Genomic DNA, 11,394 nt, shown 5'->3' with positions numbered 1-11,394 from the left:
TCAATTCAGGTATTTGCCGTTACGCGCGTCTTTCACCTTGTCAGGCGTCACGTCATTGCCTTCAGGATCAAGCACTTTGACATGCTCAATCGTGTCACGCATTGATGACCGGAACGTCTCAAGATATTCCTTCCGCAATTGTGACTGTTCTTTCGCCTCTTCGATGGATAGGCCTGCTGTCTTCGATTTCTTTGAAAGCTCATTGATTCGTTTGATTTTATCTGCTGATAACATATTTTTTCCTCCATTTAGTTTTGTGTTATTAACGTATACAAAATAGGCGGAAAGTGCAATGATTCAGCCTTCCCGCCCAATTTCATATTCTTTGTATCTGCGATGGACCGTCGCTTTACTGATATCATGCCCGAGCCCTTTCAAAACGCCGGTGATTTCTTCGTAGGTAAGCCCCTTATCCCTTAATGAGACGATTTCACTGATTGGCACTTCAATGCGTTCACGGCCTTCTATATTGCCCCTGTTTTTCAAGTTGCGTTCAGGTCGATACCCTTCCCTCACCGCGCGTTTCATGCCGCGTCTGATTTTAGCATTATGCATCTTACGCTGGTATTCCTCGACGATGGCCAAAATTTCGAGCAACATGGTGTCCATTTCATTGAGTGCAATCGGACCATTGTCATTATGCGAATAAATCGCCGTATCCGTTTTCGCCAGCAAATGTAGAACCGCCATCCGTGCATTCCCGCGACCCAGCCTTGTTTCATCTTGAATCAAAATAGCATCGACTTCCGCGTCACGGATATAATCGAGAAGACTCAGCAGTCCCTCCCGGTCGATGTCATAGCCGCTATGCTTATCCTTAAATGTAGCCGCATGATCAAGACCAAGTTCAGCTGCCAAATCCACCAGCTCTTCTTCCTGTCTGGCCAGCGACATTTCCTGTGATTCTTTCTCCGTGCTCACCCTGCAATAGATGACACATTTTTCACGTCCTCCGCTCATTGACTGACACCAGCCAATTGCGTTTCATCATCTTTTATTGTTCGTGCCGCGGGCAGAAGCAAATCTTCACCTATTTTAATGGTTGCAGAGGATAAATCATTCAATTTCATCACTTCTTTGATCCATTGTTCAGCAGGCATCTCTTCAGAGTGATGATAGGCGAGCCCCCAAAGCGTATCCCCCTCGGTAATAATAATTTTCGTCACCGCTTGCTCTTTCCCGTACTTTCCCGCACCTATAGTTGCAAAACACATACATAAAATGATAATAAATAGAACGTAACTGTTATTTTTAATGAAAGTCATCATTTCTCCCCCTTACGAATACTTGTTCGTATAACTGATTCTATTATAGAAAAGAAGAATATGAATGTCAACACCTATTCGAACTTGTGTTTGCCATTTTTATGACAGGCTGATATAATGAATCCATTGAAATAACTTGAATGTCGGTGATTGGTTTCACCATTTTCGGATGTTACTAGATTTTGGGTTAAGGGGTGTGAATGAAATGAAGAAAATTTCGAAGAGACAGGAAGATATTTTATCCTTCATTAAAGCAGAAGTGAAGAAAAAAGGTTATCCACCGTCCGTGAGGGAAATCGGTGAAGCAGTCGGATTGGCTTCAAGCTCAACGGTGCACGGGCACCTGGCGCGTCTAGAAAGCAAAGGTTTCATCAGAAGAGACCCGACAAAACCACGTGCAATCGAGGTTCTTGATCCTGACGGTCAGGAAACAATGAAACCCGGCGTCCTCCACGTGCCATTAGTCGGTAAAGTCACGGCTGGTCTTCCAATAACCGCTATTGAGAATATCGAGGAGTACTTTCCATTGCCCGAATCGTTCGGAACGTCAGAAGACAAGCTATTCATGCTAGAAATTGTCGGCAACAGTATGATCGAGGCCGGGATCCTGAATGGTGACCATGTTGTCGTCAAACAGCAGCAATCGGCGAACAACGGTGAAATTGTCGTCGCAATGACCGAAGATGATGAAGCGACAGTGAAACGTTTCTTTAAAGAAAAAGATTATTTCCGCCTGCAGCCTGAAAATGCATCGATGGATCCGATCATTTTGGATAACGTATCTATTCTCGGTAAAGTCGTTGGCGTCTATCGCATGATTCATTAATTACGAGTATGTAAAAGGGTTGTTTCCTTCTAGTGAAGGAAACAACCCTTTTTTGTGTGAGATTGGTGTGGCGGTTTGGCATGACAAATCAACCACTCATGAATCACGCCTACCCGTTACATTTATTTCCCAATCAAATTTTTACGAACTAGTTTGCCCACGGAAGACAGAACGGCCACTTTAACATGCTCGTACGTCAAGCCGCCTTGCACGTATGCCGTATATGGGGGTCTGATCGGGCCGTCTGCAGTCAGTTCTATGCTGGAGCCTTGAATGAACGTTCCTGCCGCCATGATGACATCGTCCGTGTAGCCCGGCATATAGGATGGCTCCGGTGCATAGTGGGCATTGATAGGCGAGTTTTCTTGGATCGACTGACAGAAAGCGATCATTTGATCCGCATTTTTGAATGATACGGATTGAATCAGGTCCGTTCTTTTATCTGTGTAATGGGGCGATGTGTCGAGTCCGAAACTTTCCAGGAGCGCGGCGGTGAATAGCGCCCCTTTCACTGCTTGGCTGACTACATGCGGTGCCAGGAAAAATCCTTGGTACATTTCCCGTAGCGTATCAAGAGATGCCCCCGCTTCGGCGCCCAGGCCGGGTGAAGTCATGCGGTATGCACATCTTTCAACAAGATCGGCACGACCGGCTATATAACCGCCTGTTCGTGCGAGGCCGCCGCCTGGATTTTTGATCAGCGAACCCGCCATCAGGTCTACGCCAACTTCGGTCGGCTCCTGCTCTTCGACGAATTCACCGTAGCAGTTGTCGACAAATACGACGACATCGGGATTGACGGCTTTCACTTTTTGGACCATTTCTCCGATTTCATCCACCATGAAGGATGGACGGTCGGAATAGCCTTTCGAGCGTTGGATGGCTATTATTTTTGTTTTGGCGTGCATGTTTTTTACGACCTCTTCAAAATTGACTGAACCGTCTTCGTTCAGATCGATATGTTTATACGTGATGCCGTAATCTTGCAGTGACCCCGTGTCCTTCCCTCTTCCCGATACGATGGAATCCAATGTATCATACGGTTTCCCCGTTATGTATAGAAGTTCATCTCCAGGCCTTAGAATACCGAAAAGACTTATTGAAATTGCATGGGTTCCCGAGATGATCTGATTGCGTACGAGACAATCTTCAGCTCCAAAAACATCAGCATATACTTGTTCCAATACGTCACGGCCTGCATCGTCGTAGCCGTACCCCGTTGACCCGGTGAGATGGAAATCACTCACCATATTTTTACGGAACGCCTTCAGCACTTTCCGTTGATTGTAAAAAGCGGTTTTTTCTACACCTTTGAAATAAGGCGAAAGTTTTTCTTCAATTGCTTCCGCATCGTCAAATAAGAGATCGTTTTGTTCAGTATTCACGATTGGTAATCCTCTTTTCTTAAATTAGTCACTTCATTATCTTATCAGTATGTTCGTAGAGGTCAACGTTTACAAGGTTCTACATTGATAATATACGAATACCTGTTAAAATTTTAATGGGTATATTGAATGGAGGAACACAATTGGCTTGGGACGTTTTCAGCTTTATCGGCACCGCGGCATTCGCCATTTCAGGCGCCATTGTTGCAATGGAAGAGGAATATGATATTTTCGGCGTTTACATATTGGGTATGGTTACTGCCTTCGGTGGCGGAGCTGTCCGTAATGTATTGATAGGCGTTCCCGTCTCCGTTTTGTGGGATCAGCAATTTTTATTTGTAGTGGCAAGTATTTTAATAACAGTTATTTTCTTTTACTCAAGATATCTTCTTTCCCACTGGAACAGATGGGGGACCTATTTTGACGCGATTGGTTTGGCGGCGTTCGCCATCCAAGGAGCAATGCTTGCCATTCAACTGGAAATGTCGCTTTATGCAGTCGTGGTGGCAGCAGTTCTGACAGGAGCAGGCGGGGGTGTAATTCGTGACGTGTTGGCAGGCAGGAGGCCACTTGTTTTTAAGCGTGATATCTATGCTGTGTGGGCTGCAATCTCGGGTCTTGTTGTCGGCCTCGGTCTGTTTACAAGTGATCTGGCGCTGTATGCCTTACTTGTCATGACGGCGGGACTTCGTATTTTATCGCTCGTCTTTCACTGGAAACTGCCTAATAGGAAAATACATTGAAAAAGCGGAACTGGTTTATAACAACCAGTTCCGCTTTTTTTCATGATAGTTCTTCTTTTAAGATAACCGGTTTCGATGGGACATATGTGGAAATCGCGTGTTTGTAAATAAGCTGTTGCTTCCCGTCTGACTCAAGCAGTACGGTATAATTGTCATACGATTTAATAAGCCCTTTCAATTGAAATCCATTCAGTAAAAATACCGTTACAAATGTATTATTCTTTCGTAACGAGTTTAAAAAAGTTTCTTGCATGTTCACCTGTTTCATAAGCCAAATCCTCCAGTTGTCATAACTATATTTCTATTGCACTCCTTACTTTATTCGACCCGGATGATCGAAGTCCTTCAAAATTTCCAAAATTCCCTCAACAATTTCAACAGTACCTCTTTCCGCATCGAACCATGTAACATCCAGTTTGTTACGGAAATAGGTCATTTGCCGTTTTGCATAGTTGCGCGTGTTTTTCTTGATCAATTCAATTGCCTCATCAAGCAATACCTTTCCCTCGATGTATTGATGGAGTTCTTTATAGCCGATCGCCTGCACGGATTGCACTCCACGGATGCCTTCATGCCATAGCCTTTCGGACTCTTCCAGCAGCCCTTTTTCCATCATCATGTCGACTCGCCGATCGATTCGTTCATATAGGACATCACGATTCATTTCAAGACCGATGATGAGATGGTCGTAAAGCGGTGCATTCCCTGCATTCTCCTCATGGTCACCTTTCGTCCTGCCGGTCACTTCAATAATTTCCAGTGCGCGGACAAGCCTGCGGTGATTGTTCGGATGAATCTTTTCGGCGCTCGCCGGATCAAGTGCAACAAGTCTATCGTAGAGATACGCGGCTCCTTTGTCGGCCAATTCAAGCTCCAAACGGTTCCGTACTTCAAGATCCGCAGCTTCCTCAGTAAAACGGAAATCGAACAGCACCGATTGAACGTATAGTCCGGTACCTCCCGCAATGATAGGTATTTTCCCACGGTTCTGAATATCTTTTATCCATTTTCGAACTTCCGCTTGATATTCTGCGACAGAAAATAATTCGTCCGGCTCTTTTATATCGAATAAATGATGGGGAACGCCTTCCATTTCTTTTTCCGTTATTTTTGCAGTTCCAATATCGAGCTCTTTGTATACTTGCATCGCATCGCCGTTAATCACTTCTCCACCGATCGCTTTAGCAAGATTGACGCTTAAAGCCGTTTTACCCGACGCTGTCGGACCGACGATGGCGATCACTTCAGGATAATTAGTCATTTTTTCCAATCCAGTCATAGACGGCTTTAAAAACGTGGCGACGATTCTTTTCGTGGAGCATTTCGTGCCTGCCGCCCTCGAACAGCATGACCGTCACGTCTTTCATACCCGCGTTATTGTATTGCTTTGCTACTTTCCATACTCCCTTTCCATTGTCGCCCACCGGATCGTCATTCCCTGAAAACAGGAAAACGGGGAGTTCTTTCGGTATCTTATTAATTTCAATTGTATCATGTATTTTTCCCAGACCTTTGAATAGATCCGAAAAAAACTGCGTTGTAGGCGTAATTCCACAAGCGGGATCAACGATGTACTTTTCAACGGCTTCGGTATCGGTGGATAGCCAGTCCAGGGGAGTTTTCGGTTTATGTATCGATTTATTGAAACGGCCGAAAACGAGTTTATTCAGGAAATTATCCGGTTGGTCGAAGCCGTTTCTCTTGCCGTGCACATAAGCGGCCACCTGTCCTGCAAGACCGCTTGCACCAGGATTTCCACTCGTACCGGAAAAAATCGCCAAATCCACTTCATTGCCGTATAGCTGGACATATCTTCGCGCGACGAACGAGCCCATACTATGGCCGAACAGTATAAAACGAGGGGATGGATATTGCATCCTGAAAGTCGCAATGACTTCGCGGGCATCCTGTACCACATGGGCAAATCCATCTTCATCCGCGAAATGCCCTTTTATGCCGTTCATTTTGCCCGTCTTGCCGTGCCCCCGATGATCGTGGCCGGATACGATATAACCCTTTGCGACTAGATACTTCGCAAATTCTTCGTACCTGCCGATATGTTCAGCCATGCCATGAAGCAGATGGATATGCCCGATTGGATTGCAGTCGGGTACCAAAACGATTGCATGCACCAAGAATCCGTCAGTCATTTCGATTGTCGCTTCTCTCACTGCCGTACACCATCCTTCACTTTCGCTTCTGCGATATGACGTTCGAGTTCTTGCAAATTGGACATTTTTTCATCCTGGCTATAAGAAAGAAGTTTCGCCATAAAATTAGCGACGGGTATTTTATATTGTTCCACAAGCTGGATATTAAAAAAAAGATCGCCTTTCCTTCTGATGAAAAAGTCGGATGGGGAAAGCGCCATTTCATGATGGATCGAATAGAGGATTTCCGCGCTTATTGCGGCAGGAAGATTAACATCGCCCGTCCCAAGTGCATGTGCGTATGCGAAAATGATATCGACGTTGGTCCCGTAAAAGCGAGCAAGTCGTTCACCCTCTTCTTTCGACAATCCGTATAACTCAGCTTCATTCTTTTTGCTATCGATGAACGCTAGAAATCTTTCAATACCGCCGAAATTGCCGCCCGACAAAGGTAGATGTTCTGTTACACAAGGACCGATCGACTCCCGATGCATCCGTTTTAGGACTAGGTCGACAACTGTTTCCGCCATTTTACGATAGCCTGTCAGTTTTCCACCTGCAATCGTGATGAGTCCGCTTCCCGCTTCCCATATTTCATCTTTCCTAGAAATTTCGGATGGATCCTTTCCATCTTCATAAATCAACGGACGCACACCTGCCCACGTCGATTCAACGTCTTGACGGCCGACGACTGTCCCAGCGAACTTATCCCGAATTGTACCCAGAAGATAATTGATATCCTCTTCCGTTGCGTGAGGAGAAGACAAGTTCCCGTCAAAAAAAGTATCCGTCGTTCCGATATATGTCTTGTCCCCTCTTGGAATAGCAAAAATCATCCTCTCATCCGCCGCGTCAAAGTAAACTGCTTGACGTAAGGGGAAAACAGAACGATCGATAACAATATGAACACCTTTCGTCAGACGGAGTCTTTTCGAATTGGAAAGTTCATCTTTTTCCCGTACTTCATCGACCCAAGGACCAGTCGCGTTCACAATGGTCGCCGCATGGATTTGAAAAAACTCTCCTTCATGTGTGTCTTGCGCAATTACACCGATGACTTTTTCTTTCTCATAGATAAAGTCTACCGCCTTTACATAGTTCAGGCAAAGGGCTCCTTTTTCCACAGCTTTTTTCATTGTTTCAATCGTTAGCCGTGCATCGTCTGTACGGTATTCAACGTAATGACCTCCGCCGAGAAGTCCTTCCCGTTTCAATAATGGCTCCATTTTCAACGTTTCTTCTGCTGTCAGCATTTTACGCCGCTCTTCTTTTTTTACACCGGCCAACAAGTCATATGCAAATAATCCGGCAGATGTTGTGTATTTTCCGAACGTGCCCCCTTTGTGAAACGGCAGCAGCATTCTTTCCGGTTTAGTCACATGAAGGGCATTTTGATAGACGATGTCACGTTCCCGTCCCGTTTCTGCAACAACCTTCACATCGAGCTGCTTTAAATAACGCAAGCCTCCGTGTACAAGCTTTGTCGATCGGCTGGAGGTGCCCGCCGCGAAGTCCTGCATCTCAACCAGCGCCACCGATAAGCCACGTGTAACTGCGTCCAGCGCGATTCCCGCTCCAGTGATCCCCCCGCCGATGACTAGAACGTCGAATCGATAATCGCCCATGAATTGTTTCACTTTCGGTCTTGTGATCGCTGATAACATCCGCTCACCCCCTTCTATCAAAGTTTAAAGATCCGAGTGGCCTCCACTGCTTTTTTCCATCCCGTATACAGTCTGTCGCGCTCTTCTTCTTGCATGACTGGGGAATAGGTTTTCTCATTTGTCCACAACGACTCGACATCTTCAAGTGTGCCGAAAAATCCGGTTGCAATTCCTGCAAGATAGGCGGCACCGAGCGCTGTCGTTTCATGATATTTCGAAAGTTCCACATCGGCTTGCAGCAAGTCACTTTGGAATTGCATCAGAAATGAGTTTGCGACCGCGCCTCCGTCGACTCGCAAAATACCAATATCCATTCCGGCATCTTTTTCCATTGTAAGCAGGACATCCTTCGATTGATAAGCGAGTGATTCTATGGTTGCCCGTATAAAATGTTCTTTCTCCGTGCCGCGTGTCAATCCGAAAACAGCTCCCCGGGCATCGGAATCCCAATAGGGGGTTCCTAGACCGACAAAAGCGGGAACGACATATACACCATCTGAAGATGCGATACGGGTCGCGTACGATTCTGTGTCGGATGCTTTCTGGATCATTCTGAGTCCGTCTCTAAGCCATTGGATGGCCGACCCCGCAACGAACACACTGCCTTCAAGTGCATAAGTCACTTTTCCGTTAAGCCCCCAGGCAATCGTCGTTAACAGGCCGTTTTCAGACCGTACCATGTCCTCACCCGTGTTTAGAAGCATGAAACAGCCTGTACCATACGTATTTTTCGCCATTCCTTTATGGAAACAAGCCTGGCCGAAGAGTGCGCATTGTTGATCGCCCGCTGCGCCGGCAATCGGAATTTCAGCACCGAAGAATACAGACTTGGCCGTTGTCGTGTAAATTTCTGAAGAAGGGCGGACTTCCGGAAGCATCGATGCAGGCACTTGAAGAAGTTCGCATAATTCGGCATCCCATTGAAGTTCTCCAATGTTATACAGCATCGTCCTGGAGGCATTCGAATAATCCGTGACGTGAACGGCTCCATCCGATAATTTCCAGATGAGAAAGGAATCGATCGTCCCGAATAATAAATCCCCCTTCTCAGCCCGTTCCCGTGTCCCTGCCACATTATCGAGAATCCATTTGACTTTTGATGCTGAAAAGTAGGGATCCAGTTTCAGCCCCGTCTTGTACTGGATCATCTTCTCATGTCCTGCATCTTGCAATTCATCGACGATTTCCTGCGACTGCCTTGATTGCCAGACGATTGCGTTATACACAGGCTGCCCCGTCTTTTTATCCCACACGACTGTCGTTTCCCGTTGGTTGGTGATCCCGATGCTATCAATGTCTTCCGGTTGATTTCCACTTTCCGTCAATACTGATGCAATGACGGACAGGACTGAACCCCAAATCTCACTGGCATTATGTTCGACCCAGCCCGGCTTTGGAAATAGTTGTTTGAATTCCCGCTGTGAAGAATGGACGATTTCACCTTGCCGATCAAACAGGATTGCACGTGTACTTGTGGTCCCTTGATCGATCGCCAGAATATATTTCCCCATCCTGCATCCCCCTTTCTACATCACTCGCTTGAACATCTTTTCAATTTCATACGTTGTGAAATGGACAAGAACCGGTCTACCGTGCGGACATGTGAATGGATTGTCGGCCGCCGACAAATCGTTCAGTAACCTTTCCATATCCGCAAGTGTCAAATGGTGATTCGCTTTGATCGATTTTTTGCAACTCATCATGATAGCGGCGTCTTCACGCAGCTTGCCGATATCGATTTTACGCATACTCAACACTTGCTCAATAATGTCTTCGATGATAGCCGTCTCTTCTCCTGCCGGGAACCAGGACGGGTATTCCTTCACCGCGTACGAAGAAGGTCCGAATTCTTCCAGATAAATACCGACATCTTGCAGAAGATGCATGTTTTCCTCGATTTTCGTCTTGTCGTCCGCCGAGTAATGGAACATGAGCGGCATTAGCAACAGCTGGCGTTCACCATTATCCGTTTCACTCAATTTATCCCTGAAAAACTCATATTTTATACGTTCTTGGGCTGCGTGCTGATCGATCATAAAGAAGCCGTCTTCATTTTGTGCAACAATATATGTCCCATGAACTTGTCCAACAGGTACTAATGCCGGAAAGTTTTTGTCTTCTTGCTGCATTGAATCTTCCTGTGCAACCGGCGCTTCATTGACCGTCCACGACGGCGGCTGTTCTACAGTTTCAGCTACTGTTTCGACTTCGATGTCAGATGAACCATAGGGCTGGTATTCGGGCTTTTCTTGTGGTGGCATTGCCGGCTCCGCCACGGGAACAGATTTTTCTGTCCTGAATTGATTCCATATGTTCACTTGCTCAGATTGCACTTTCCTTGCCGGTTCTTTTTTAATGGCACCTGGAACGATTGTGTTTTTCCGGATGGCTTTTTGGATGGATTCTTTAATGAGTGCAAGCAGCTCGCCCTCTTTACTCATGCGGATATGTTGTTTGGAAGGATGCACGTTGACATCCGTCAAATAAGGATCTCCTTCAATATTGACGATGGCTATTGGGGATCTTCCAATCGGCAAATACGTATGGAATGCATCCAGAATCGCATGATTGATGGCGTGGCTCTTCACCCATCTGCCATTGACGATCAGTGTCATATAGTTTCTAGATGCGCGTGTCATTTCAGGTAATGTCACGTGGCCAGAAACTTTGTAATCCGGATTCTCGCCCGAGAAGCCCACCATTTTACGGGCGACCGCTATTCCATATATATCTGACAGGACACGGCGCTGGTCACCGCTTCCTGCCGTCTGCAATAATACTTGACTATAATGGGAAAGTTTAAAAGCGATAAAGGGGTGGCTAAGCGCAAGCCGGTTGACGAGATCAATCGTATGACCCAGCTCCGTTTGGATTGTTTTCATATATTTCAGGCGTGCAGGTGTATTGAAAAACAATTGGGAAACGGTTATGTCCGTGCCTTTGCGAAATGCCGCAAAATCATGTTTGATAAGCTGGCCCCCATCAATCTGGACTTCGGTTCCTTCAGTTTCCCCGTCCGATGTCCACATACTAATCTTGGACACGGATGCAATACTCGCAAGCGCTTCTCCGCGGAAACCGAGTGTTCGGATGCGGAACAGATCATGGTCATTTGTTATCTTGCTCGTTGCGTGCCGCTCGAACGCTTGAACAGCATCCCGCTTGGACATTCCTTTGCCGTTGTCCGTCACGCGGATTGTCATAAGTCCAGCTTCTTCGAGTGCAATTTCAATTACGGTGCTCTCTGCATCTATCGCATTTTCAACAAGCTCTTTCACGATGGATGCAGGACGTTCGACGACTTCGCCCGCAGCGATTTTGTTGGACAATTTATCGTCCATCACTTTGATGATGTCCATCG

General features: G+C 46.2%; 12 protein-coding genes. 2 read left to right on the top strand and 10 right to left on the bottom strand.

The window, feature by feature from the left end:
- The 3 genes from HDC33_RS05440 to yneA form a co-directional block, all read right to left on the bottom strand.
- On the bottom strand, positions 1-234 hold the full coding sequence (locus HDC33_RS05440; RefSeq protein ID WP_179391481.1) for a DUF896 domain-containing protein: 234 nt from the start codon (positions 232-234) through the stop codon (positions 1-3).
- Positions 235-297: 63 nt separating this feature from the next.
- The gene (locus tag HDC33_RS05435) at positions 298-960 is read right to left on the bottom strand and encodes a YneB family resolvase-like protein (RefSeq protein WP_179391480.1); all 663 of its coding nucleotides are present in this window, start codon (positions 958-960) and stop codon (positions 298-300) included.
- Positions 957-1,265 (bottom strand): cell division suppressor protein YneA, encoded by a 309-nt coding sequence (yneA, locus tag HDC33_RS05430; protein ID WP_179391479.1) that lies wholly within the window; start codon positions 1,263-1,265, stop codon positions 957-959. The genes HDC33_RS05435 and yneA overlap by 4 nt, the downstream gene beginning before the upstream one ends.
- A gap of 205 nt (positions 1,266-1,470) precedes the next feature.
- Between yneA and lexA the strand changes: the two genes are divergently transcribed.
- On the top strand, positions 1,471-2,091 hold the full coding sequence (gene lexA / locus HDC33_RS05425) for a transcriptional repressor LexA (protein ID WP_179391478.1): 621 nt from the start codon (positions 1,471-1,473) through the stop codon (positions 2,089-2,091).
- A gap of 122 nt (positions 2,092-2,213) precedes the next feature.
- Here the strand turns inward: lexA and HDC33_RS05420 are convergent, their stop codons facing one another.
- Complete coding sequence (locus HDC33_RS05420) at positions 2,214-3,476, bottom strand: methionine gamma-lyase family protein (protein WP_370457408.1); 1,263 nt, start codon at positions 3,474-3,476, stop codon at positions 2,214-2,216.
- 143 nt (positions 3,477-3,619) lie between these two features.
- Here HDC33_RS05420 and HDC33_RS05415 point away from each other — a divergent pair, with 143 nt between their 5' ends.
- A complete protein-coding gene (locus HDC33_RS05415) occupies positions 3,620-4,219 on the top strand; it encodes a trimeric intracellular cation channel family protein (RefSeq protein ID WP_179391477.1) in 600 nt (199 codons plus the stop codon).
- 40 nt (positions 4,220-4,259) lie between these two features.
- Here the strand turns inward: HDC33_RS05415 and hfq are convergent, their stop codons facing one another.
- The 6 genes from hfq to mutL are packed head-to-tail and all read right to left on the bottom strand — an operon-like array spanning position 4,260 to position 11,392.
- Positions 4,260-4,487: an RNA chaperone Hfq gene (gene hfq / locus HDC33_RS05410; RefSeq protein ID WP_179391476.1), complete on the bottom strand. Its 228-nt coding sequence runs from the start codon at positions 4,485-4,487 to the stop codon at positions 4,260-4,262.
- A 45-nt stretch (positions 4,488-4,532) separates the two neighbouring features.
- On the bottom strand, positions 4,533-5,480 hold the full coding sequence (gene miaA / locus HDC33_RS05405; RefSeq protein ID WP_179391475.1) for a tRNA (adenosine(37)-N6)-dimethylallyltransferase MiaA: 948 nt from the start codon (positions 5,478-5,480) through the stop codon (positions 4,533-4,535).
- On the bottom strand, positions 5,473-6,390 hold the full coding sequence (locus tag HDC33_RS05400) for an alpha/beta fold hydrolase (RefSeq protein WP_370457407.1): 918 nt from the start codon (positions 6,388-6,390) through the stop codon (positions 5,473-5,475). The genes miaA and HDC33_RS05400 overlap by 8 nt, the downstream gene beginning before the upstream one ends.
- Positions 6,387-8,033 (bottom strand): glycerol-3-phosphate dehydrogenase/oxidase, encoded by a 1,647-nt coding sequence (locus tag HDC33_RS05395; protein ID WP_179391474.1) that lies wholly within the window; start codon positions 8,031-8,033, stop codon positions 6,387-6,389. Before HDC33_RS05395 ends, HDC33_RS05400 begins: the two co-directional genes overlap by 4 nt.
- 17 nt (positions 8,034-8,050) lie before the next feature.
- Positions 8,051-9,544, bottom strand: coding sequence for a glycerol kinase GlpK (gene glpK / locus HDC33_RS05390; RefSeq protein WP_179391473.1), 1,494 nt, complete (start codon positions 9,542-9,544; stop codon positions 8,051-8,053).
- Between the two features lie 15 nt (positions 9,545-9,559).
- Positions 9,560-11,392: a DNA mismatch repair endonuclease MutL gene (gene mutL / locus HDC33_RS05385; protein ID WP_179391472.1), complete on the bottom strand. Its 1,833-nt coding sequence runs from the start codon at positions 11,390-11,392 to the stop codon at positions 9,560-9,562.
- Between the last annotated feature and the right edge of the window lie 2 nt (positions 11,393-11,394).

This window comes from Sporosarcina sp. JAI121 (genome assembly GCF_013408665.1).
Taxonomy (GTDB): domain Bacteria; phylum Bacillota; class Bacilli; order Bacillales_A; family Planococcaceae; genus Sporosarcina.
This window is presented reverse-complemented; position numbering and strand designations above follow the sequence as displayed.

Coding starts and splice junctions, on each gene's coding strand:
- yneA (WP_179391479.1), bottom strand. CDS start 1,265: ATGACTTTCATTAAAAATAACAGTTACGTTCTATTTATTATCATTTTA.
- HDC33_RS05440 (WP_179391481.1), bottom strand. CDS start 234: ATGTTATCAGCAGATAAAATCAAACGAATCAATGAGCTTTCAAAGAAA.
- miaA (WP_179391475.1), bottom strand. CDS start 5,480: ATGACTAATTATCCTGAAGTGATCGCCATCGTCGGTCCGACAGCGTCG.
- lexA (WP_179391478.1), top strand. CDS start 1,471: ATGAAGAAAATTTCGAAGAGACAGGAAGATATTTTATCCTTCATTAAA.
- hfq (WP_179391476.1), bottom strand. CDS start 4,487: ATGAAACAGGTGAACATGCAAGAAACTTTTTTAAACTCGTTACGAAAG.
- HDC33_RS05395 (WP_179391474.1), bottom strand. CDS start 8,033: ATGTTATCAGCGATCACAAGACCGAAAGTGAAACAATTCATGGGCGAT.
- HDC33_RS05435 (WP_179391480.1), bottom strand. CDS start 960: ATGAGCGGAGGACGTGAAAAATGTGTCATCTATTGCAGGGTGAGCACG.
- glpK (WP_179391473.1), bottom strand. CDS start 9,544: ATGGGGAAATATATTCTGGCGATCGATCAAGGGACCACAAGTACACGT.
- mutL (WP_179391472.1), bottom strand. CDS start 11,392: ATGGACATCATCAAAGTGATGGACGATAAATTGTCCAACAAAATCGCT.